This is a genomic window from Novosphingobium mississippiense, assembly GCF_044029535.1.
In the GTDB taxonomy this organism is placed as follows: Bacteria; Pseudomonadota; Alphaproteobacteria; order Sphingomonadales; family Sphingomonadaceae; genus Novosphingobium.
This window is the reverse complement of the sequence record NZ_CP147003.1, coordinates 1,504,130-1,525,641: the sequence shown is the minus strand read 5'-3', so window position 1 is coordinate 1,525,641 and position 21,512 is coordinate 1,504,130. Positions and strand designations below refer to the sequence as shown.

Annotated in this window: 21 protein-coding genes; 13 read left to right on the top strand and 8 right to left on the bottom strand. The window is 59.4% G+C overall.

What is annotated here, in order from left to right; genetic code table 11:
• Positions 1-18: 18 nt before the first annotated feature.
• The 3 genes from rlxS to WBP06_RS25150 all read left to right on the top strand — a co-directional run bounded on the left by rlxS (position 19) and on the right by WBP06_RS25150 (position 3,314).
• Entirely contained in the window at positions 19-2,022 is a 2,004-nt protein-coding gene (gene rlxS, locus WBP06_RS25160; protein WP_395335110.1) for a relaxase/mobilization nuclease RlxS, read from the top strand.
• A gap of 195 nt (positions 2,023-2,217) precedes the next feature.
• Positions 2,218-2,541, top strand: coding sequence for a lipoprotein (locus WBP06_RS25155; protein WP_395335108.1), 324 nt, complete (start codon positions 2,218-2,220; stop codon positions 2,539-2,541).
• Positions 2,542-2,786: 245 nt separating this feature from the next.
• Entirely contained in the window at positions 2,787-3,314 is a 528-nt protein-coding gene (locus tag WBP06_RS25150; protein WP_395335106.1) for a hypothetical protein, read from the top strand.
• 30 nt (positions 3,315-3,344) lie between these two features.
• Here WBP06_RS25150 and tnpC (WBP06_RS25145) read toward each other — a convergent pair whose 3' ends face one another.
• The 3 genes from tnpC (WBP06_RS25145) to tnpA (WBP06_RS25135) all read right to left on the bottom strand — a co-directional run bounded on the left by tnpC (WBP06_RS25145) (position 3,345) and on the right by tnpA (WBP06_RS25135) (position 5,848).
• On the bottom strand, positions 3,345-4,925 hold the full coding sequence (gene tnpC, locus WBP06_RS25145) for an IS66 family transposase (protein WP_395337545.1): 1,581 nt from the start codon (positions 4,923-4,925) through the stop codon (positions 3,345-3,347).
• Positions 4,926-5,054: 129 nt separating this feature from the next.
• Complete coding sequence (tnpB, locus tag WBP06_RS25140; RefSeq protein ID WP_395335103.1) at positions 5,055-5,408, bottom strand: IS66 family insertion sequence element accessory protein TnpB; 354 nt, start codon at positions 5,406-5,408, stop codon at positions 5,055-5,057.
• On the bottom strand, positions 5,405-5,848 hold the full coding sequence (gene tnpA, locus WBP06_RS25135; RefSeq protein WP_395335101.1) for an IS66-like element accessory protein TnpA: 444 nt from the start codon (positions 5,846-5,848) through the stop codon (positions 5,405-5,407). Before tnpA (WBP06_RS25135) ends, tnpB (WBP06_RS25140) begins: the two co-directional genes overlap by 4 nt.
• Before the next feature lie 272 nt (positions 5,849-6,120).
• On the opposite strand from tnpA (WBP06_RS25135), the gene tnpA (WBP06_RS25130) reads away from it, so the two are divergent.
• The 3 genes from tnpA (WBP06_RS25130) (at position 6,121) to tnpC (WBP06_RS25120) (ending at position 8,633) form a co-directional block, all read left to right on the top strand.
• Entirely contained in the window at positions 6,121-6,579 is a 459-nt protein-coding gene (gene tnpA / locus WBP06_RS25130; protein WP_395334614.1) for an IS66-like element accessory protein TnpA, read from the top strand.
• Positions 6,576-6,929: an IS66 family insertion sequence element accessory protein TnpB gene (tnpB, locus tag WBP06_RS25125; RefSeq protein WP_395331926.1), complete on the top strand. Its 354-nt coding sequence runs from the start codon at positions 6,576-6,578 to the stop codon at positions 6,927-6,929. The genes tnpA (WBP06_RS25130) and tnpB (WBP06_RS25125) overlap by 4 nt, the downstream gene beginning before the upstream one ends.
• A gap of 129 nt (positions 6,930-7,058) precedes the next feature.
• Positions 7,059-8,633: an IS66 family transposase gene (gene tnpC, locus WBP06_RS25120; RefSeq protein ID WP_395334018.1), complete on the top strand. Its 1,575-nt coding sequence runs from the start codon at positions 7,059-7,061 to the stop codon at positions 8,631-8,633.
• Between the two features lie 17 nt (positions 8,634-8,650).
• Here the strand turns inward: tnpC (WBP06_RS25120) and WBP06_RS25115 are convergent, their stop codons facing one another.
• Complete coding sequence (locus WBP06_RS25115; RefSeq protein WP_395331924.1) at positions 8,651-8,992, bottom strand: hypothetical protein; 342 nt, start codon at positions 8,990-8,992, stop codon at positions 8,651-8,653.
• Between the two features lie 167 nt (positions 8,993-9,159).
• Between WBP06_RS25115 and WBP06_RS25110 the strand changes: the two genes are divergently transcribed.
• The 6 genes from WBP06_RS25110 to WBP06_RS25085 all read left to right on the top strand — a co-directional run bounded on the left by WBP06_RS25110 (position 9,160) and on the right by WBP06_RS25085 (position 17,972).
• A complete protein-coding gene (locus WBP06_RS25110) occupies positions 9,160-9,900 on the top strand; it encodes a DUF5131 family protein (RefSeq protein WP_395335099.1) in 741 nt (246 codons plus the stop codon).
• Complete coding sequence (tcmP, locus tag WBP06_RS25105; protein WP_395335097.1) at positions 9,900-11,066, top strand: three-Cys-motif partner protein TcmP; 1,167 nt, start codon at positions 9,900-9,902, stop codon at positions 11,064-11,066. Before WBP06_RS25110 ends, tcmP begins: the two co-directional genes overlap by 1 nt.
• 99 nt (positions 11,067-11,165) lie before the next feature.
• A complete protein-coding gene (locus tag WBP06_RS25100; protein WP_395335095.1) occupies positions 11,166-11,486 on the top strand; it encodes a hypothetical protein in 321 nt (106 codons plus the stop codon).
• A 53-nt stretch (positions 11,487-11,539) separates the two neighbouring features.
• Positions 11,540-12,322 carry a DUF5131 family protein gene (locus tag WBP06_RS25095; RefSeq protein WP_395335093.1) on the top strand — a complete coding sequence of 261 codons (783 nt, stop codon included), beginning with the start codon at positions 11,540-11,542 and terminating at the stop codon, positions 12,320-12,322.
• 19 nt (positions 12,323-12,341) lie between these two features.
• Entirely contained in the window at positions 12,342-13,571 is a 1,230-nt protein-coding gene (locus tag WBP06_RS25090; RefSeq protein WP_395335091.1) for a three-Cys-motif partner protein TcmP, read from the top strand.
• A gap of 138 nt (positions 13,572-13,709) precedes the next feature.
• The gene (locus WBP06_RS25085) at positions 13,710-17,972 is read left to right on the top strand and encodes a sacsin N-terminal ATP-binding-like domain-containing protein (protein WP_395335089.1); all 4,263 of its coding nucleotides are present in this window, start codon (positions 13,710-13,712) and stop codon (positions 17,970-17,972) included.
• 249 nt (positions 17,973-18,221) lie between these two features.
• On the opposite strand, the gene WBP06_RS25080 is transcribed toward WBP06_RS25085, so the two are convergent.
• From WBP06_RS25080 to WBP06_RS25065, 4 genes are all read right to left on the bottom strand, one after another.
• Complete coding sequence (locus WBP06_RS25080; protein ID WP_395335087.1) at positions 18,222-18,761, bottom strand: hypothetical protein; 540 nt, start codon at positions 18,759-18,761, stop codon at positions 18,222-18,224.
• 131 nt (positions 18,762-18,892) lie between these two features.
• Positions 18,893-19,162, bottom strand: a complete 270-nt coding sequence (locus tag WBP06_RS25075) for a hypothetical protein (protein WP_395335085.1) — start codon at positions 19,160-19,162, stop codon at positions 18,893-18,895.
• Between the two features lie 22 nt (positions 19,163-19,184).
• Positions 19,185-19,931: a reverse transcriptase domain-containing protein gene (locus tag WBP06_RS25070; RefSeq protein WP_395335082.1), complete on the bottom strand. Its 747-nt coding sequence runs from the start codon at positions 19,929-19,931 to the stop codon at positions 19,185-19,187.
• Positions 19,906-20,043, bottom strand: a complete 138-nt coding sequence (locus WBP06_RS25065; RefSeq protein WP_395335080.1) for a hypothetical protein — start codon at positions 20,041-20,043, stop codon at positions 19,906-19,908. The genes WBP06_RS25070 and WBP06_RS25065 overlap by 26 nt, the downstream gene beginning before the upstream one ends.
• A gap of 447 nt (positions 20,044-20,490) precedes the next feature.
• Here WBP06_RS25065 and WBP06_RS25060 point away from each other — a divergent pair, with 447 nt between their 5' ends.
• Positions 20,491-21,396, top strand: coding sequence for a HEPN domain-containing protein (locus WBP06_RS25060; protein WP_395335078.1), 906 nt, complete (start codon positions 20,491-20,493; stop codon positions 21,394-21,396).
• The last annotated feature ends 116 nt before the right edge of the window (positions 21,397-21,512 follow it).

Below are 21,512 nucleotides of genomic sequence, written 5' to 3'. Positions count from 1 at the left end.
TTGTTCGGACGATCTTTCATGGCCGACGACGATGATTTTCAGCCGAGACTTGGCCGCCAGAATGCGCGTGGCGGCAAAGGGCAAAGGCGCTATCTTGGCAGGGTTCTCGCTGCAGCTAATCTCGCGCGCGGCGGGCCGCGCCGCAGTGGGCGTAAATCGGGCTTCACAGGCGCCAGGTCCGGGCGGGGCGCCGGCATCGGCCGAATGCTTGCCAGCAGGGGCGGTTTGGGCGGTGGGCATCGCCGCCGGGTCGTGGTCAAGACGAGCATCGTCAAGCTGGCTGGAAAAGGCGCAGCGAGGGCGGCGGCGCACCTTCGATATCTCCAGCGCGACGGCACCACCCGGGACGGCGAGCGCGGAACGCTTTATGGGCGCGATCTTGATGCGGTGGACGGGAAGGCTTTCCTGGAGAACGGCACGAGCGATCGTCACCAGTTCCGCTTCATCGTCTCGCCCGAGGACGGCGACCGCTACGAGGATCTCAAGCCGCTGACCCGGCGCCTGATGGCGCAGATGGAAGAGGATCTTGGGACGCCGCTCGACTGGGTGGCAGTCGATCATTTCAACACGGCCCATCCGCACACGCATATCGTGGTCCGGGGCAAGGACGCCCAGGGCAAGGATCTGGTGATTGCCCGCGACTATCTGACCAGCGGCATCCGCGAGCGTGCGGCGGACCTCATCGAACTCGACCTTGGACCGCGATCCGATCGTGAGATAGCCGACACCCTCTGTTCCGAAATCGACATGGAGCGCCTTACCTCGATCGACCGCGCCCTGATCGCGCAGGCCGGTGTCGATCGCGAGCTTGTGTCCCGCGCCGCCGATCCGCTGGAACAAACGGCACGGGCAGGGCGGCTCGCGAAGCTCACCCGAATGGGTCTGGCCGAGCATCTCGGTGGCGACCGGTACCGGTTGGCGGAAAGCCTGGAAGCGGACCTGCGTGCAATGGGGGAGCGCGGTGACATCGTTCGGACCATGCAGCGCGAATTTTCCCGGCTGAAGGTCGAGCGCGCAGCCATCGATCAGATCGTCTATGACCCTGGAGCCAAGGGTGCGCGACCGTTGGTCGGCCGGGTATTGTCGCGAGGTCTCGCCGACGAACACGATGACCGCCATTTTCTAATCGTCGACGGTGCGGACGGGAGGAGCCACTATGTCGCCATCGGGAAGGCCGACTATGGCGGACTTGGCGGTGCGGCGGGCGAGGGTTCGGCACCAGGATCGATCGTCAGGATCGAACCCCTTCGGGCGCAGGTTCGCGACGTCGATCGCACGATCGCCGCCGTTGCCGCCGCGAACGGCGGATCCTACGAAATCGACCTGCACCTCCGCCAAGACCCCGGCGCAACGCAGGCTTATGCTGAAACCCATGTCCGGCGCCTTGAGGCGATGCGCCGCGAGAGCGGGCTCGTTGCGCGAGAACCGTCCGGGCGCTGGACCATTTCTCCGGACTATTTGCAGCGCGTTGCCACGTGGCAACAGGGCCGCCTCCGCGACCGTCCTGTCGGCATCGAAGTCCTGGCGTCAGAGCCTTTGACCACGCTCACCACAATGGAAGCCGCAACCTGGATCGATCGCGATCTCGTTTCGGATCACACGGAGCCTGCGCGTGCGACTGGCTTCGGGCAGGAACTGGGCGAGGCTCGGAGGCTGCGGAGGCAGTGGCTGTTCGCTCAGGGCCTGGCAACAGAACAGGGCGGCCGCACGGTGTTTGCCGATGGCATGCTCGATGCGCTGCGACGGAGGGAGTTGCTGCGCGTTGCCAGCGACCTCGAAAGCGAGTTTTCCCGACCCTATCGTGAGGCGCGGCAAGGGGAGCGGATCGAGGGCATCGTTCGTCGCTCCGTTGATCTCGTGAGCGGCCGTCACGCCGTGATCGAACGTAGTCGGGATTTTACCTTGGTTCCCTGGCGATCTTCGCTGGAAAAGCAGGTGGGCAAGAAGGTTTCAGGTTTGATGCGGGGCGACGGCGTCAACTGGACGATTGGGAGAGGGCGCGGTGGACCCGGCATTTCTTGATGTGCGTGTTCGGCTTTGCCTGAAATCGAATGGTCGCGAATATAGCTGGAATATGGTTGGGCGGCTGCCGAAGAAAGATCTCCGGAAGTGCCTAGATATTCAATTGACCTTTTTGTTGTAATTCGATCAAATTGCGTCGCGACGTTCGGTTTGGGCTTTATTTTTGGCGGGGTCCGACCTGGTGAAGGTTTGGCGATGAAAAAGATGTTTCGATTGACTGTAGCTTGCGCCATGCTTCTGGCCGGATGCGGTCAGAACGGCAGTCAGTTTCTGGGTACGTGGGCCAATACCAAAAACAAGAAGAGCACGATGACGATCGAACGCAACGGAGATGCGTTCATCGTTCGGCGCCACAATTGGGATTTTATCGGCTACAAGGACGACAGTTTCCCGGCGACCTTGCAGGACGACATGCTTCACATGAACGTTGGGATTGGTGTGATAGATTTCGCGATCGATAAATCGACCCAGCACCTTGTCGGCGGCGGGGTGGACTATATCAAAGAGGGCGTGAAGTGAGCTCCGGCTGATCTAGCCAAAGCGATCTTTGTGGAAAAGCGGGGCGGTAGAGCTCGTAACTGGGCGAAGGAGAGAGGATGGCGAGGGTTTCCTTCCGACCACCAGTAAGCGTCCGGTCTCCGCGAATGGAACATGCTTTTGGGTTTCGTTCCGGAAGACAACGGGCGTTCAGTGTGGGGAGTTGCTGAGAGGTCATCCCGGAGCCACGATTTTCGTTGCGCTGTTGATTGGATCGGAGGCAAGCAGTGGAAATGCGGCCTGCGATTTTATTGTTGATGCTTATGGCGATCAGCGGATGCAGCCATCCCGCCGATCGCTACGCGAAAAGATTTGTTGAGTGGGACGCGCGTTCTGATGCCGAGAATGTTGCCGGTGCGCGATGCAATAACGAGTATAAGCTGATTCCTGGCCGATCTGGCTTGCTCGCGGAGGACTATGAGTGCCTGACCACGTCGTTAGGATCGGTGGCGCGCTGGCGTCGTCTGTCTGAAACAGATCAGGGGCCGCGCTTTATCGATCTCTCCTCAACGCAGCGGCATGGCGACGTTGCATCCGTCGACACCGAGTTGAGGATGGAACCCGTTATAAAGCGACGCGAACACTTCGATTGCGCTAGGCGGATGATGCTCGTCGACACCTATATCGTGACGGATTTGCACGACCCCAAACTTGTCCCATCAGGTCAAGATTGGACGCCAGTTACTCAAACTGGAGACGGCGTAACGATGCTGGAAATTGCATGCGGCAACGATCAGACCATGAACCACCATTAGGTCCGTCACCGGATAATTGGCGGCCTCATCTCAAGTGACTCGATCCGTTGCCTTCCACGCCCAAGGCAACAGTTCATCGATCCGGTTGATGGGATGGCCCTTGCCGATGCGGTCAAGCACGTCGGCAAGCCATTCCTGCGGATTGACGCCGTTGAGCTTGGCCGTCTCCAGCAGCGAATACATGGCGGCGGCGCGCTCCCCGCCGCAGTCGGCTCCAGCGAACAACCAATTTTTGCGGCCTATGGCTATGCTCCTCAGGGCATTCTCCGCCGGATTGTTGTCGATCTCCAGCCTTCCGTCCTCGGTATAGGCAAGCAGTTGCGACTTCAGCTTCACGGCATAGCGCAGCGCCTCGGCCAGCGGTGACCGGGCTGAAGCCCTGGACAGCACCTCGTCGGCCCAGACGAAGAAATCCAGTGCCTTGAGCTTCGAGAGCTTGCGAGCCTTGCGGCGGAAATCCGCTGGTTCACGCACGATCTGCCGCTCGACGTTGTAAAGCTCGGCGATCATCTGCAGGCCTTGGAACGCGGCCGAGTTCGGATCCGCCTTGTAGACATCGTTCAGCTTGCGCCGGGCATGCGCCCAGCAGGCGACAGGCGTAATCGCCCTCGGCTTGCGATCGGGTGCGTAGAGCTTCTCGAAACCGGCATAGGCGTCGGCCTGCAGGAATCCTGCGAAGGTCGCGAGGTGCTCGCGCGGGCGCTCGCCCTTGCGATCGGGACTATAGTGAAACAGCGCCGCCGGTTTGTCGAGCGGGCTCCATCGCCGGTTGTCGCGCAGATAGACCCATAATCGTCCGGTCTGCGTTTTGCCGGTGCCCGGCGCCAGGACCGGAACGGGCGTGTCGTCGGCATGGAGCTTGGGGCTGGCCATGACGTGATCGGCGATCCGGTCAACCAGCGGCTGCAACAGCCAGCTTACCTGGCCCAGCCAGTCGGCCATGGTCGAACGGCTGATCTCCAAGCCCTCTCGGGCATATATCTGTGACTGGCGGTAGAGCGGCAGGTGGTCGGCGAACTTGGAGACGACGACATGGGCGAGCAGGCCGGGGCCAGCACGGCCGCGCGGCACGGGAAGTGCGGGAGCTGGCGCCTGACTGATCGCATCGCAGCGATTGCAGGAAAGCTTGGGGCGGACATGGCGCACGACGCGGAAACGGCCGGGGACATACTCCAGCACTTCGGTCACGTCCTCGCCGAGCTTGCCCATCGTGCCGCCGCAGACGGAGCAATCACCGGCATCGGGGGCGGCGTGGACCACCTCATCGCGGGGCAGGTGTTCTGGCAGTGGCGCGCGGCGCGGCTTGCGGGCCGGAGCCTTGCCCGGCGCATCCTCGGGCACATTGCCCTCGATCACGCACTCGGTATGGGCCTGTTCGGCTTCCAGATCCTCCAGCGTCAGTTCGAGCTGATCGGCCTGCGAGGCAAGCCGTTCAGAGGACTGGCCGAACTTCATGCGCCGAAGACGGGCAAGCTGGACCTTGAGCTTCTCGATCTGCAGTGCGGTCAGCTTGATCGAGTTGTGGGCCGTCTCAAGCTGTTCGCGGGTCTCATCATGGGCGGCCCGCTCGGCTTCGAGCGCCTGTTCCGAGGCAGCCAGGCGCGCTTGCATCGCTTCGAAAATCGCGCGCAGTTCAGCCGGATCGGTAGGGAGTTCGAGATCGCCGGGAGACACGCTTCTCCCTAGCAGAATCGCTTCACCGCCCCTAGTAAAAAGCCCAGAATTACTCCGATTGTTGCCTCAAATCTGCACCGGCAGGCGCGGTGGTTCAGGCGCCACCGTGCGCCGCCAATCCATCGCCTCGATCAGCAACGCGAACTGCGCCGGAGTCAGCACGACACCGCCCTCCAGCAACGGCGGCCAGACGAAACGATGCCGCTCCAGGCGCTTGGCGAAAAGGCACAGGCCCGTGCCGTCCCAGTGCAGCGCCTTCAGGTAATTGCCGCTCTTGCTGCGGAACAGGAAGACGTGACCGCCGTAAGGCTCGACCGCAAACAGCGGCCGTACCAGCGCTGCCAGGCCATCGAAGCCGAGCCGCATGCTGACCGGCTTGCTCGCGAGATAAATCTTCGTCCCCGGCGCCAGCGAGATCATGAGACATCCCGCAACGCACGCAGCACGCGTGCCAGCGCCTTCTCGTTGACATAGCTGTCCACTGAAAGGCGCGTGCCCCCGGGCAGGTCGATGTCTATCGAACCGGGCCGGGCACCTGGATAGGGGCGAACAAGTTCTTCCGCAGGTGTCGGCGTCAGGGGCGATGGAGGAGGTGTCGATAACGGCGGAGCCACAGGGCTACCGGTGCCTTCGGGCACAGTGCCATAGGAAATGAACTGGACCGGTTCGCTGGCAATCTTCTCTGCCTCCCGCCGCATCCGCCTCCAACCGTGGATCAGGCTCGGTGAAATCCCCAGCAGCTTCGCAACCCCCACGATTGTCGCGCCGGGCTCATCACACTTCGCCAGGATCGCCGCTCGTTCCTTGTCCGAGTATCGCCGCTGCCGCTCAACACCCGTGATGACCTCGATCCTGTCCAACGCACTCTCCTTACGCAGTGCCGAAGGACACTCCTGATGGAAAGCTCATCGCGACCGGGCACTATCGACGCAACACGGCCCAGACCGAGCGCTTACGACCACCACAATGTCTCATTGCGAGAGCGAATTGAGCCGGCACTGGATTTGCGGCTTCCATGCTGAATAATCGGCGGGATGGTAAGCGTACGGCCTCCGGCGTGTTGTCGCATCCGGCGTTGGCGCTGATGGACTTCCGCTAAGGAGTCTCTTTCTGGACTCCAGAAGGAGGCCGAGTGAAGGACCGGGTAGAGATCATCACACGCACCGAGCGGCGCAGAAAGTTTTCGGATGCCGAGAAGACGGCGATCCTCGCCGAGGCAGATGCAGACGGAGTATCGGTCCGTCAGGTCGCAGAGCGCCACGAGATTGCCGAGAGCCTAATTTACAACTGGCGATCGGCGCGTCGTCAGGCGGCGGCCATCGCCAGCGAGGCGCTCGAGTTCATTCCCTATGGCGCGATCATAACGGCGGAACCTGCGGCCGCGCCGGCGGTTCCCGAGCCCCAGAAGGCGCCGCGACCTGTTTCGTCGCCGATGCCGCCAGCGCCGGACGAACTGGTCCGACCGCATCCCGGCGCTCGCCCCGGCGCGATAGACATAGATCTGCCCAGCGGCGTTCGCCTGTCGGTGGACAGCTACGTCAACGAGAAGGCATTGGCCCGCGTTCTACGGGCATTCCGGGACGTGTCGTGATTTCGCTGGCGCCCGGAACGAAGGTCTATCTGGCGAGCAAGCCGGTCAGCATGCGGCTCGGTTTCGATGGGCTGGCTGCATTGGTCCGCCCGCTATTCGCGGTCGAGCCCTACGGCGGGCATGTCTTCCTGTTCCGCAGCAAGAGCGGCAACTACCTGAAGGCACTGCATTGGGACGGGAGCGGGCTTTGTCTGTTCGCGAAGCGTTTGGAACGCAGCCGTTTCGTCTGGCCGCCGCTCATCGACGGCGGTGTCGTACTCACCCCAGCGCAGTTTGCGCTGCTGATCGAAGCAATGGATTGGCGGCGCACAGTAGCCCCTGATCCGCCCCGCCTGCCGGTGCAGATTTGACGCGATAATCGCCGCATTTCCGGGCTTTCTGCTTGGGCGGAAGGCCGGATTCTGCTAACGGGAAGCGTGTCTCCCGACGATCTCGAACTCCCTACCGATCCCGCAGAACTGCGCGCTTTTGCGGAGGCCATGCGCGCACGTCTGGCTGTTTCGGAGCAGGCGCTGGAAGCCGAACGGGCGGACCATGACGCGACCCGCGAGAAGCTTCAGACTGCTCAAAACTCGATCAAGCTGACGGCGCTGCAGATCGAGAAGTTCAAGGTCCAGCTGGCCCGCCTCCGGCGCATGAAGTTCGGTCAATCATCGGAACGCCTTGCCCTTCAGGCCGACCAGCTCGAGTTGACGCTGGAGGATCTCGAGGCCGAGCATGCCCATGCGGAGTGTGTGATCGAGGGGCATGTGCCCGAAGATTCCCCGGCTAGGGCTGCCCCTCGCAAGCCTCGCCGTGCTCCGCTGCCCGATCATCTTCCTCGCGACGAGGTCATGCACGCAGCGCCGGATGCCGACGGCTGCTCCGCGTGTGGGGGCACGATGGGCAAGCTCGGCGAGGACGTGACCGAAGTGCTGGAATATGTCCCCGGCCGCTTCCGCGTCGTCCGTCATGTCCGGCCCAAGCTGTCCTGCAACCGCTGCGATGCAATCAGCCAGGCACCGGCCCCGGCGCTTCCTGTGCCGCGCGGCCGTGCTGGTCCCGGCCTGCTGACCCACGTTATCGTTTCCAAGTTTGCCGATCATCTGCCGCTGTACCGCCAGTCACAGATTTACGCTCGCGAGGGCGTGGAGATCAGCCGTTCGACCATGGCGGACTGGCTCGGCCAGGCAAGCTGGCTGCTGCAGCCGCTGGTCGATCGGATCGCCGACCACGTCATGGCCAGCGTGAAGCTCCACGCCGACGACACACCCGTCCCGGTATTAGCGCCGGGGACCGGGAAGACGGCGACCGGCAGACTATGGGTCTACCTTCGCGATAACCGACGATGGAGCCATCTGGACAAGCCGGCAGCGCTGTTCCGCTACAGCCCCGATCGCAAGGGCGAGCGACCGCGTGAGCACCTCAAGACATTCGCAGGCTTCCTGCAAGCCGATGCCTATGCCGGTTTCGAGCGCCTCTACGCGAGTGATCGCCAGCCAGCCCCGATCACGCCCGTCGCGTGTTGGGCGCATGCGCGGCGCAAACTCAACGATGTCTACAAGGCGGATCCGCACTCAGTTGCGCTCAAGGGCCTGCAGATGATCGGCGCGCTTTACGACGTCGAGCGGCAGATCGTGCGTGAGCCGGCGGATTTTCGTCGCAAGGCCCGTAAGCTCTCGAAGCTCAAGGCGCTGGAGTTCTTCGTCTGGGCCGATGACGTACTGTCCAAGGCATCGGCCCGGTCGCCGCTGGCCGAGGCGCTGCGTTATGCCGTGAAGCTCAAGCCGCAACTGCTCACCTACACCGACGACGGCAGGCTGGAGATCGACAATAATCCGGCGGAGAATGCCCTGCGGAGTATCTGCCTCGGCAGGAAGAATTGGCTTTTTGCTGGCGCCGACTGCGGCGGTGAGCGAGCTGCCGCCATGTACTCATTGCTCGAAACGGCCAAGCTTAACGGCGTCAATCCGCAGGAGTGGCTCGCGGATGTGCTCGATCGCATCGGCAAGGGCCACCCGATCAACCGGGTCAATGAATTGCTACCGTGGAACTGGCCCACCCCGCTGGAGTGAGCGCCCATTTTGAGTGGTCAGCTGCCGTTCCTGCGGAGAGTCTTGTCGATCATCCAGAAGTGAAGAAGCTGGATGAGAACGAACAAAGCACCAATCCCGATGAGTGTCGGAACTACCATGCCCTCTTGGCCTGGCCTCGGTTGCATGTTGAGTGACAAAACGACAAAACTCAGAAGCACACAGAATGCCAGCGCCGGAATAAAAGCGAGGGCCACTAGCCGCGGCACCGACCAGGTCACGTTCCCGTCTAGCCACCACTGCATCGGCAATCGATCTTCAAGGCGGAACCGGGCATTAGCCGATCGAGCTAGGCCACAAAGCGCCAAAGCAAAGAGAACCGCAATGATGACTAAGGTCATGCGCCAACCTCCGAGACTGGATAGCATCCTACCATGCAACAGCGGTTAGGGGGGCATTTTTCTGCGACCGACCTTTAAAATCGGACGCTTACGCGGGATGGCGCATCGGCGTTGCAACGCGAATAGTGCTGTGGCATTGTTCTGTATATGTTCTCATGGGGGGTGGAATGGCAGACGGCAGCGCAATCGAATGGACTGATGCGACATGGAATCCGGTCACGGGTTGCACGAAGATCACCGCTGGCTGCGACAATTGCTATGCCGAGCGCTTCTCTGAACGTTGGCGCGATATTCCTGGGCATCCTTTTGAACACGGCTTCGACTTGATCCTACGGCCCGAACGCCTGGAGCAGCCGCTGGCGTGGAAGCGTCCACGAATGATTTTCGTCAATTCGATGAGCGACCTGTTCCACAAGCATGTGCCGTCCGAATTCATTGATCGTGTATTTGAGACTATGGAGAAGGCAGACTGGCACGTGTTCCAAGTGCTGACGAAGCGTAGCTCACTCATGCGCGACTATCTCAGGAGCCGCTACCGCCATGCCTCACCACCGGCACACATCTGGTTGGGTGTCTCAGTCGAGAACGGTGGATCGTGCGCGCGCATCGACCACCTCCGCCAGTCGCCCGCGGGTGTTCGCTTCCTATCCGTTGAGCCGCTGATCGGCGCCATCGGTAAGGTCGACCTCTCCGATATTCACTGGGTCATCGCGGGTGGTGAGAGCGGACCGGGGGCGCGCCCGATGGCGATCGAATGGGCGCGCGAGGTACGCGACCAGTGCGCAGCCCAAGGCGTCGCCTTTTTCTTTAAGCAGTGGGGCGGCATTCGGCCCAAGTCCGGCGGGCGCGAACTTGACGGGCGGGAGTGGAACGAACTTCCTGTGGCTGTTGAGTCGCGGGCTGCCTGATGCGTCCCCATCTGTCGAATTACGCGGGCCGCGAACAGGCCTATGTGAAGCACCATTTCCTTGCCGACTACGTCGAGCGGCTGGTGTTCAAGGTCGCGAGCGTCTACCGGGACGTGGTCTACATCGACGGCTTCAGCGGTCCATGGAAGGATCAGGGACAGAGTTTTGAAGATACGTCCTTCGGCATCGCTCTAGAAGCTCTTCGAAGGGCTAAGGCGGAGTGGAAGCGCATCAAGGGGGTGGACGTCACGATGACAGCGCTGCTCGTCGAGCGCGATCCAGAGGCATATCGTAGGCTGCTGGAGGTCATTCCCCTCTATCCGGACATTCGGATCAAGACGTTTTCGGGTGAGTTCGTTCCTCTCGTCGATGACCTTATAAAGACGATACCACCCGGTGCATTCACCTTCGTTTTGATGGACCCGAAAGGGTGGAAGATCGACATGAGCGCAGTGGCGCCGCTCATCGGTAGATCGAACACCGAAGTCGTGCTCAACTTCATGTTCGATTTCATCAACCGGTTCGCGATGATGGACCAACCCGCGATCCAGGCGGGTCTCGATGCCCTACTTCCTGCGACGGACTGGAGGAAGCAACTCGCAGAACTTGCCGCGGATCCGATGGATCGCGGCGCGAACGCGCGGAAGGACGTCCTGGTGTCGGCTATCAGCGAAGTGATTGCTCGGCTCGGTCGGTATCCGCACGTCATGGAAACGCCGGTCTTATATCCCACGAAGGATCGTACGTTCTACTCGCTTATCTATGCGACCCGAAGCGATGTCGGGATCGAAGTCTTTCGCGAATGCCAGCACGACGCTCTTAAAGCGCAGGATCTGGTCCGTGACCAGCTCAAGGCCGATAAGCGCGCGCAAGCGACGTTGATGGACGACATGTTCGCCGGCACCCCGACCGGGAACGAGTTTGCCGCGAAGTGGATGGCGGAACAGGAAGTGGCGGCGCGCGCCGCATTGATTGCTATGATCCCTGAAGGTCCAGCATCAGTCCGGTATGGCGACGTTTGGCCAGCTGTCCTGGCCAAGCATGGGGTGCGCCGGCGGCGGCTGGCCCGCCTCGCGGCGGAGCTGCGTGCAAGTGGAACGCTTAAGTTTCTCGACTGGGCGCAACGCAAGCAGGTGCCCGACGACGACTACAGGGTACAACGCTGAAATAGACGTGCGCCCGCACGCCAAGGGACTAATAGGGCAACGAATGACGCGAACGGCTTTTACATCATCCGATTTCCCTCTGACTTTTCGATGGACGCTATGAGTCAGATCGCATCGGGGCTAACCGCCGAGGCGCCGGCTATCGGTCAGCTTGAGCGAGCGTGTGGTGGAAGGGGCAAGTCGCGCTTGATAGACCTTATCCGGTCCGCGCTCCGCCAGCACGTCGGCGGCAACGCTTGCAAAACCAAGCCGACAATTATCGAAGTGACACGAGTCGACAAGGCTGGCAATGCAGGTGTTTCCTGTCTGGCAATGCGAATTTCCTATGTTTCCAAACTCGTCACCACCTCGGTTGTTCACGTTTCCGTTATCGGTGAGAAATGCGAGTCGTCAGTTTGGACGGGGCATCGCTTTAGCTGAGACCTTGTTCACGGCAGTTATCTCAGAGTCAGGAAGCACGTGGGAGCGGGGCCGTGGCTGAAACGCAAATCGAATGGACGGACGCGACCTGGAACCCAGTAGCTGGCTGCACGATTGTTTCGGCAGGCTGCACCCATTGCTATGCCATGGAGATGGCACGCCGGCTGGAGGCGATGAAGATTGAGAAATATGTCGGCCTCACACGCAAGAGCGGCAAGCGCACCATCTGGACTGGCACTGCGCGCGAGGACCACGCTTCGCTTGACATTCCGCGGAAGTGGAAAAAGCCCCGCAAGATCTTCGTCAATTCGATGAGCGATCTGTTCCACGACGATGTCAGCGACGATTTCATTGCACAAGTTTGGCGGGTCATGCGCGAGACGCCGCGCCATTCCTATCAGATACTCACCAAGCGGCCCGAGCGTATGGTCCAGTTACTTGGCCGGATGCCGGGCGTGGTGCTGCCCAACGTCTGGCTCGGCACCAGTGTCGAGGATGCCGACGCCGCAGCGCGGATCGATTATCTGCGCCAGGTTCCTGCCTCAATCCGCTTCATCTCGTTCGAGCCATTGATTGGGTCCGTTGGACCGGTCAATCTCTCCGGTATCCATTGGGCGATCGTTGGCGGTGAAAGCGGGCGATCGGCGCGGCCAATCCGTGAGGAATGGATTGACGAGATTCATGAGCAATGTTGCGATTACGATACGGCATTCTTCTTCAAGCAATGGGGAACCTGGGGGAAGGACAATAAGCGGCGCTCGAAGAAGGCCAACGGCCGGATCTATCGAGGGCAGACCTGGGACGAGATGCCCCAGGTAGCGCAAATGCATATCTGAGAAGGGCTGCTGGGGGCGAATGGTCGAAAAGGCGTACGAATGGGTCGATGGTGCAACGCTTGAGGAGCACTCGCGGCGCAAGCATCGGATTCTGCGTGAGTATTTTACGGAATACCTGAAGGTTCGCTTGGGTCATCCCCAGCAGACCAAGTTTCGGTTTTCGATTGTCGATGGATTCTCCGGCGCCGGCATGTACAAGTGTGGGGCGCCGGGGTCCCCGCTGATTTTTGTTGAGGTGCTTCGCAGCACGCTCAATGAGGTCAACATTCGGCGCGCAGCCGAGGGTCTCGCGCTGGTTGAGATTGAGTGCCTCCTCATCCTCAACGACGGCGAACGTGATGCGGTCGAGCTCCTGAAGCAGAACATGGCCCCTGTGCTCGCGCTGGCGCGCCAGGAATGCCCCAAGCTCCACATCCGCACCGAGTTTCTCAATGGTCCATTCGAGGCAATCTATCCGCAGATTGAGGCCACGCTCTCACGTGAGGGCTACGCGAATGTCGTCTTCAACCTCGACCAATGCGGTCACAGCCACGTACAGCTAAACACCATCATGGCGATCATGCGCTCGCGCCGATCGGTCGAGATTTTCTATACATTCATGATCGAGGCGCTGCTCGCTTTCCTGCGAAAGAACAATCGTATGCTGCTGGCTCGCCAGCTCAGCTATCTCGATCTGTCCCCTGACGATCTTGCCGCGCTCGAGGGTGCGATGAGCCGCAAGGAATGGCTTGGCGCCGCCGAACGCATTGTTTTCGAAGCCCTCGGAAATAGCGCGCCGTATGTCAGTCCGTTCTCCATCCACAATCCCAAGGGCTGGCGCTACTGGTTCGTCCATTTCGCAAACTCCTACCGCGCACGGCAGGTTTACAACGACATCCTACACAAAAATGCCTCGCAGCAGGCACATTACGGCCGGCCAGGCCTACACATGCTCAGCTATAATCCGAGGGACGAGGGATTGCTGTATCTCTTCGACGAACTGGGCCGCCAACAAGCCAAGGACCAGTTGATGGAAGACATACCTCGGCTGATCTCCAAGGCCGGCGATGCGCGGGGCGTTCTCGAATTCTATGAAGATATCTATAATCTGACGCCCGCCCACACGCATGACATCCATGCCGCGCTAATCGACAATCCTGACATCGAGGTCATCACCAAATACGGCGGTTCACGCCGCAAGGCGAACGCAATCAACGTAAATGACACCGTTAAGTTGAAGCCCCAGAGAAGCTTTTACCAGTTGTTCTGAGCGCCGCGACAGTGTCGTTGAGACTTGACGACGGCTTCATGACTTTCCTCCTTTCATCGGATTCGAATTATTCTGGAAAGGAGGTGGCCATATGGCGACATCTTCCTGGGCGACGGCTTGAGCGGATGGGGCAGACTGATGCACGGCGAAACGATGACAACACATTCAAATGAGATGCCTGACCTCCACGAAGTAGAGATAACACCTCAGACCGTGGTTGATTGGGAGCGTTGGATCGCGGAGCGCGTGGAGGACACCGAGAACGGCTACCGTTCGAAGCCCGACCTACTCAAGCACGATGCCAATGCCGAAAAGTCGATCGCGCGTGACTACGCCAATCGAGAGCTTCTTGAACTGGTGCAGAATGCTGCCGATGCTGCTGCGGAACAGGGAGGCAATGGCCGCGTGCACATAGAGATCCGGGCGGACGGATTCTGTGTCGCTAACACCGGCATGCCGTTTCGAGCGGGTGGCGTGCGTTCCCTGATGACGGCGCACTTGAGCGACAAACCCGAGCGCGGCGCAGAACTTATCGGCGCCAAGGGGTTAGGCTTCCGCGCGCTACTTAATTGGTCTTCGGAGCCCTTTGTCGCGAGCGGCCCGTTGGAGATCGGCTTTTCACAGGCTCATGCGGCAGCCCAGGTCGCCCAGCTGGCACAGGCGGATGCGCGTATCCAAAAGCTCATCAATCGCAGTCGTCGTACGCCAATTCCAATTCTGCCGTTTCCTGCAAGCGGCAGCCTGCTAGAAAAAATTGCGGACCCAGCGCGCCAACGGTTGATAGCCCGCGCACGTGCCTTGAGAGCACAGGGCTATGATACCGTCGTCGCCGCGCCGTTCAACGACGAGATGGCGCATGAACGGGCCCTCAAGCAACTCGCCGAGTTTCAGCCCGACTTCCTGCTCTTCGTCGAAGCGATCAGCGAAATCACCCTTGACGATGGCAACGAGGCTCCCCGTTGCTGGACTAAGCAGGCTAAGGGTCATGATCGGTTCACGCTTAAGGTTGCCAGTGGCGAAACCGCAAGCGAGCAGGATTGGCTAGCCCTGCGCACCAGGGGAACCTTGCCGGACGCCGATGAGCCGGGTGGGCTGCGTCGGTACGAGCTGGCGATCGCTGTGCGTTGCGGTGTCCCGACACCGCCAGGGACTCTACATTGCTATTTCCCGACGGATATTCAGCTTCCTTACCCGGCGCTGTTCCATGCTACACTCGAGCTGGACTCAAGTCGTAAGACGTTGAATGCGAACTCCGACGTGAATGCAGGCGTATTAGCGGCGCTCTCACGTTTCTACGCGGACGCGCTCTTGGCGTTCCGAGACGATCCCGAGGTGCCGCACCCGCTTACGCTCCTTGCGCGCACGGGCCTGTTCCCTGATTCGCTCAAATCATTCGAGGTACAGGTCTATGCGGCCGCCCGCGCCCGCCCGCTGATCCCGATCAATGATGGTACTTTTGCGACCGCAGAGGAGACCAAGGTCGAGCCTTCCGCCTATTCCACTTATCTGCCCAGCCGCTTCTTCCCCGCATTGGCGCGCAGCCGAAGCGAGGCGGATCGCGCCGTGATCGAGCGCCTTTCTGTCGATGTATTAGAGCAGGACGACATGCTCGCCGTGCTCCGCGGAGCGGAGATGACAATTGACGAGCGGGCCAGCGCCATCGTCGGTATCGCCAAGTCAGTCCGCATAGATCTCCATGATCGCTCGCTCCTTCTGGACACCGAGGGAAAGCCGCTTACTCAGAACAATACGTCGTTCCCGCCGCCGGCGTCGGGGACGCCTCCGGTGCTGCCTTGGTGGGCAAAGGCGAAGTTCCTTCATTCTGAACTGTGGAACAAGATCAGCGCTGGTCTGGGGGGCGTCATGCGTGACCGCTTCGACAAACTGCAGGCTTTTGGGGTCAACGAATTCAGCGCGTCCGGCGTGATTGGATCGCTGCGACGCGAAGCCAATAAGGTGATCCGGCGGCAGCCTGAGCGCACTGATACCGTAAAGCGGGAACTGCTCGAGGCGTTATTTGGGCTTCGGCAGACCGCCGTCGCGCGCGAGGCGGTTTTTCCGGCGGGTGCGACTGAAGTGATTTGTGCTGACGGTACCTGGCGTGACGCGAGTCGCGTCCATCTCTCGGCACCGTACGGGGAAACGGGGGGCATCGTCTCGGCGCTATATCAGGGGCAATCGGGCTTCCTTGTAGCTGGGCCGGAATCCTATCCCTTCTCGTCTGACGTAACCGCGCTTCGGGAGTTCTTCCGATGGATCGGCGTCCATGGCTGGCCCAAGGGCGTCGAGGAGCCGGTTCCGGCGGCGTATCGCCCGCTGGTGATCGACGCACTGCCCGATGTATTCGACGTCGTCGACGGCAATCACCGCAGTGTACTGACTAAGGCGGAACTCGTCTGGGGATCGACCTATTTGGCTAGGTTCGATTCTGTCGAGGGCTTGGCCGGGATTCTGGCCAATGCACCGAGCGCGGCAATTCTGACCTGGCTCGCCTTCGATCCGCGTTTCGACACGCTCAATCCGAAGCCCTTTGCTACCCGGCTCACCGGGCGGACGGGCCGAGCGAACTGGAAGCCCTACTCGGGCCAACTGCCAGACCTTGTCCGGCATATGATCGCGATGCGACCCTGGCTAACGGTGGCGGACGGCGAGAAGGTTGCGCCTTGCGATGCAATGGTTTCGCCTGGACCTCTCGCGACGCTTTTCAAAACTCCGGCTAGGCCCAGCGCTGTTGAAGAAGCGCAGTTCGGATTGTCGAAGGCCATCTGGGCCCGTGGACTGATTCATGCGCAGGTCCCAGACAAGTTGTCCGATCTTGCCGAATTGCAAATCTATCGGCTCCTCTCAGGCCTCGAGAAGCGTCAGCCAAGCCCCGACGTCGTACGCCGCTTGTACGGCCAGATACTTCTGATCGATGATTTCGATCCGTCACGTGGCGGCGACGTTGAAGCCCGCTTTCGCGCCACAGGGACAGTGCAGGCCCGCAAGGGTGGTGCGATCGCTTGGGCACACGTTGGAGACGTTCTCTATCTCGACCGCGATAATTTTCCCGCGGCTGCGCGCGATCACCTTGCGCTGCTCGACCTGCCGACGCGTAGGAATGCGGCCGAGATCGCGGCGCGCTTCGGAGTACGGCCGCTGAGCAAACAGAACTTCAGCTTGACGGTTACGCGCGCAGTGCCGGAAGAAAGTGGCATTGCCGGCCATCTCCACACCCGCCTTCAGGACAGCCTGCCGTTCATCAAGACACTGCGCCTGGCAAACTCTGTTGACACGGGCAAGCTCGCGCGCTTGGACGGATTGAAGCTCGAGATCGTCAAGGAAGCGGTATTGGCATTCAGCTTAGGCGAAGCCGTGTATGACGGCGAACTCGAACCCGGCAAATATCTCCTCGACGGCGACCGACTGCTGATCCGGATCGATCCGCAGGAGAATATGGACGAAATCGTCATGCGCGCGCTGACTGCCATTGGGGATGGGCTCGCGGAATTCTTCGAACTGCAGAACGGTGACGATTTCGAGAAGCTGCTGATGGCGACTAACAACAACTTGCGCATGCTGCAATTGCGTCGGATGCTCGCTAACCAAACCTCGGACGAGATCGATGCTTTGCTGGTCGCGATTGAATCTGAGATTGCGGCGCCCGATGAACCCTATGCAGTGGATGCGGCCACGCTGGCTTTGGCGCTCACGCCACCGGCACCGTTGTCGCTTCTGACCGCCGCGCCACCGGGTGTGGTTGCGGCGTCAAATGGCGTGCCGCCGACGATGGCACCGCCAGCATCTGTGGAACAAATGACGCCGCCCGTAGTCATGCCAAGTCCATCGCCAGCCTCCGTCTCCCGGCTGCAAAAGGCAACTGCGGTCACGGTAGTGGATCTCGAACCGAGTGCCCGTTCCGGGGGCGGCGGTGGTGGCGGAGGATTGCGGATTGGCAGTTTTCCGGGCGAATCGTCGGCCTGGCAGGACGTTTCGGCACCGAACGATGCTGAAGAATGGGCGATGCTCTTCGAAGAGAGCCAGGGCCGTTTTCCTCTCCGCATTTCTCGGTTGCAAGGAGAAGGGAGCTATGGCTGCGATTGTCTGAGCTTTGCAGGCGACGCCGATCGCGCGGCGTTCAAGGAGGCGCCTGAAGCGCATTCCGACAAAATTCTGCGCTTTATTGAGGTGAAGACGGGGGCGGTGTTATTGACGCGCAATGAGCAGATTTCGGCGCAGCGAAATCGCGGACGCTACTTCATCTATCAGATTCAGTTCGATGCGCAGGGCCGGACCACGGCGCATCTCGACATCGTAGCCGATCCTCTCAGCCACCGGGCTGCCTTGGTCCGTCAATGCGAGGTCAGGATTGATCAGATTGCAAACCGTCGGCGTCACAAGCTCAGTGCGGTCGCTCCGTGACGAACGCTCGCTGGGCCGAACGTCGATCATGGCGAATCTCGTGAGCGAATATATCGATCCACCGCGACTGCCATGTGCGGCGTCAATCTGCTGTTTCAACATTCTGTCGATTGATGCGAGTCCGACAAGTGCTTGACCTATATGGCAGTTGAGCAATCAGATAGCGCAGAACCGATTTTCTGGGCACGAGAGACCAACCCGCCCGCTCACTCGCCGAGTGGGGCCGATCCTCTTTTGCCAAAAATGTTGTCAAGGTTTTCCATGAGAAGGAGCCGAAGTCATGGATCTTGCGGTTTGAGATTCGGGCTTGGCATCTGAGGGTTTAACCGGTGTCGCGATGGTTTTCGGCTTGGGCTTAGGTGCGGATTGAGGGGCAGAAGTTGGTTTGAGCCTTTCAGCATCCGCGTCAGTTTGCGGACGGCATTTCAGCGCTTGAAAAACATCAGGACCATTTGTCATTTTGGGGTGCGCCGACAGCATATCCATTTCAATCTTCGCGCAGCGCGCATCATTCCGTCCCGCAACTGCCATCGCTCCGATGAGCGAATAAGTTACAGACAGTGCGCCTAACACTCCAACAAAGGCAAGTAGCCTGTCGAAATTGGAAGTGCTTCCCCGAAAAATTCGACTGAGGACAATCACTCCTAGCGCGAGTGCGCCAGATGACATTAAGAACAGTCCGGGATCAATAAAATCTAAGATCGGCTGAATTGAGAATGCAATGATAGCAACAAACGCAACCAAGCGTCCGAAAAAGTCGTTATAGTATCTATCTGCATCTTCAGGCATTTCTAGTTCCACTAAAGTATTTGACTTGGTTTCGTCCGTTCGGAGCGGGTCGACGCAATCAACTGATTTTCCCTAGTTCGGCTACGTCGAGGATGGTCAGTGCGGGAGTCACGCTGCACCATTCTCGCTACTCATTGGGCTGCATGGCTTTGAATGAAGTCGTGGAGCGACACTGATTTCACTCTCGAGAAAATTGAATGCCTTGTTGCGATGAAGCGATAGGCGGAAGGCGCAGGCCCGCGATAGCTGTGGCTGATCCCGTGGTGTTGCACGGTGACGGTATGGAACTGCTGGGTGCTCGAGCAATTGCGCGCGCACTCTGCCGTTCGAGCGTTTAGCGGATTGGTGAGGGCGGTGGATGGCACTGTGTCTGCGGTCTCGATTTCTGCCTTACGGTTCATTATACTCTCATGCTCGATGAGATTAGGGTACGTTCCCATCAGCAACTCGGTCCACGTACTCTTCAAAACCGGCTACGGACAGCGCAGACCGCGGCTCAGAATAGAACTCATCCTTCCGATCCTGCCGGACCAAGGATTTGCCGCTTACCAAATCACAGTTGAAGATATCCATTGAAACTGACGGCTCACGCACTTTGCCCTCGCTTATTAGGAAATTCGCTTCAACGACCGTTTCTTTCAAAAGCGCGAAAGCATCGTCCAGGCAAGTTTTGTCATTGGATGAGATTGATATGTCATCAACATACATGGACACTGCGATTTGGCCCGCTTGGTCAAGGCTGCGGAGGTAGTTTCCCACGTTAGACTTCATCAGCACAAGCGATGAAAGGATGGGAGATTGTACAAAGCCGTAAGGCAGTGCGTAGCCGGGGTCGCCGCAAGGGTTTTTGACACAAGACCACTTCGCATAGTGCCTGGCCCGCCTGATGCCGATCTCTGTAAGGGCTCGCTGAACTCGATTGCGTCCAACTGAATAAAAGAAATTCGCCAAGTCGACGCGTGCGAAAAATTGATGCTGTCGATGTGTGTGTAGAGCGGCGACGTGACCGCCACTTTTCTTAAGATGATATACAAAATCATCAAATGAGAAGGCTGATTCGACTTGGCTTTTTATATCCTCGCCAATTTTGCGGCCTAACGCGCTTGGTGCAAAAACGGGTTTGCCTTTGCGGGAATAACAATATTCAAAATTTTTGAACTGAACGCCCATGATAGTTCACGACCTTGCTGAACAAATAAAAGAAACCAATAGCAGTCACAAGGATTGCTAAAAGAATCTCCACGCGTCCAGCAAGGTCGGTGCGGGAAGGATTCTCATCCATAAGCACCTCCATAGCTATAACACACTAGCAACCTACAACTCCGAAGCATGGAGCCGTGAACCAAGAGTCGCCCGGATTTACCCGGATTTCCCGAAGCCGTTCGAACGGGATGCACGTCAAGTCCGTCCAGTCGAATAGCCGATGTGAGTGGCAGGTTATCGCCAGTGCTTCCGCGCAAATACAATATGGTCAAGGCATAAGCAAGATATTGGATTCCGATTATAATGAGTGTCTCCAGATGTCTCTTACAGGCCGGCGGTCAGGGCGGCGGTTCGCTTCATCATGAAGCAAGAAGGGTAAAAACTTGTTGGCCGGAGGGGGCCGGACCTCTCGCTCTTACTCTTCGATGCGGCGTTGGAAGCGGATGCCAGTGTGGAAGGTCTCTCAACTGCCGCGCGCGGCAGGAGGGCTTGCAAATATCGTGCTAAGTCTTCAGAATCCACGGCAATGCGTAAGGATATCGATCACCTTCCGGCCGTCCAGCAAGCAGAGTTGGAGCGAGCAAAGCACGTATTGCTGGCGGAATTCGAGACCGCCACATCACTCGCGACCCAGCCTTGGAAGAAGAATGGCCGAGTTCTCAAAATCGTTCTGTTCGGGAGCTACGCGCGCACTGACTGGGTCGACGAGCCCCAAAACGGATACCAATCCGATTTCGATTTGCTGATCATCGTCAGCCACCCCAAGCTCACGGACAAGGCCGAGTACTGGTACGCGGCGGAAGATAAAATGGATCGCGACCCCGCCATCGGTCGACAGGTCAACATCATCGTTCATACGCTGGACGAGGTGAACCAATCGCTGAAGCGCGGCGAATATTTTTGGGTCGACATAGCTCGTGATGGAATCGCGCTGCATGAAATGCCTGGCAGCTCGCTTTCAGCTCCGCAGCCCCTAACGCCGACCGATGCATATGAAATGGCGGCGGCCTATTTCTCCACTTGGAAGGCGAAGGTGGCGAGCGCGCTGACGCTTTCGGGGCACGCCGTGGCCGAAGGGGAGCTTAACGACGCTGCATTCATGCTCCATCAGGCGACAGAGCGAGCCTATATTTGTTTTTTGCTTGTCCGGACGCTCTATTTCCCGCGCTCCCACAACATCAAGTTCCTTCGGTCGCTCGCCGAAGGGAAGGAGCCGCGCTTGATTGATGCGTGGCCTCGCGAAAGCAAAGTCGATCGCCGGCGCTTCGAATTACTCAAGCGATCTTATGTCGAAGCCCGGTACTCAGACGCCTATGAGATCAGCATTGAGGATCTCGCAGCACTCAGGACTAGAGTAGAGGCGTTGCGGGACCTCGTTGACGTCGTTTGCCAAGAACGACTCGGGAAGTTGAACGAGAAGGCCTGTCACTGAATTTGGGCTTCGATGGCGTCAAGTCGGTCGACAGATATGCGACAATATCAAATTAGCGTAAATTAGCGCGGTTTAGTTTTCTTTCGCGATCACGGATTCTTCTCCAGCCCGTTCGG

Excerpts from the sequence above, each read along its gene's own strand:
- rlxS (WP_395335110.1), top strand. The coding sequence starts at position 19 with ATGGCCGACGACGATGATTTTCAGCCGAGACTTGGCCGCCAGAATGCG.
- WBP06_RS25155 (WP_395335108.1), top strand. The coding sequence starts at position 2,218 with ATGAAAAAGATGTTTCGATTGACTGTAGCTTGCGCCATGCTTCTGGCC.
- tnpC (WP_395337545.1), bottom strand. The coding sequence starts at position 4,925 with ATGCAAGCGCGCCTGGCTGCCTCGGAACAGGCGCTCGAAGCCGAGCGG.
- tnpB (WP_395335103.1), bottom strand. The coding sequence starts at position 5,408 with ATGATCTCGCTGGCGCCGGGGACGAAGATTTATCTCGCGAGCAAGCCG.
- tnpC (WP_395334018.1), top strand. The coding sequence starts at position 7,059 with ATGCGCGCACGTCTGGCTGTTTCGGAGCAGGCGCTGGAAGCCGAACGG.
- WBP06_RS25115 (WP_395331924.1), bottom strand. The coding sequence starts at position 8,992 with ATGACCTTAGTCATCATTGCGGTTCTCTTTGCTTTGGCGCTTTGTGGC.
- WBP06_RS25110 (WP_395335099.1), top strand. The coding sequence starts at position 9,160 with ATGGCAGACGGCAGCGCAATCGAATGGACTGATGCGACATGGAATCCG.
- tcmP (WP_395335097.1), top strand. The coding sequence starts at position 9,900 with ATGCGTCCCCATCTGTCGAATTACGCGGGCCGCGAACAGGCCTATGTG.
- WBP06_RS25100 (WP_395335095.1), top strand. The coding sequence starts at position 11,166 with ATGAGTCAGATCGCATCGGGGCTAACCGCCGAGGCGCCGGCTATCGGT.
- WBP06_RS25090 (WP_395335091.1), top strand. The coding sequence starts at position 12,342 with ATGGTCGAAAAGGCGTACGAATGGGTCGATGGTGCAACGCTTGAGGAG.
- WBP06_RS25085 (WP_395335089.1), top strand. The coding sequence starts at position 13,710 with ATGCACGGCGAAACGATGACAACACATTCAAATGAGATGCCTGACCTC.
- WBP06_RS25080 (WP_395335087.1), bottom strand. The coding sequence starts at position 18,761 with ATGCCTGAAGATGCAGATAGATACTATAACGACTTTTTCGGACGCTTG.
- WBP06_RS25075 (WP_395335085.1), bottom strand. The coding sequence starts at position 19,162 with ATGAACCGTAAGGCAGAAATCGAGACCGCAGACACAGTGCCATCCACC.
- WBP06_RS25070 (WP_395335082.1), bottom strand. The coding sequence starts at position 19,931 with ATGGGCGTTCAGTTCAAAAATTTTGAATATTGTTATTCCCGCAAAGGC.
- WBP06_RS25065 (WP_395335080.1), bottom strand. The coding sequence starts at position 20,043 with ATGGATGAGAATCCTTCCCGCACCGACCTTGCTGGACGCGTGGAGATT.
- WBP06_RS25060 (WP_395335078.1), top strand. The coding sequence starts at position 20,491 with ATGCGTAAGGATATCGATCACCTTCCGGCCGTCCAGCAAGCAGAGTTG.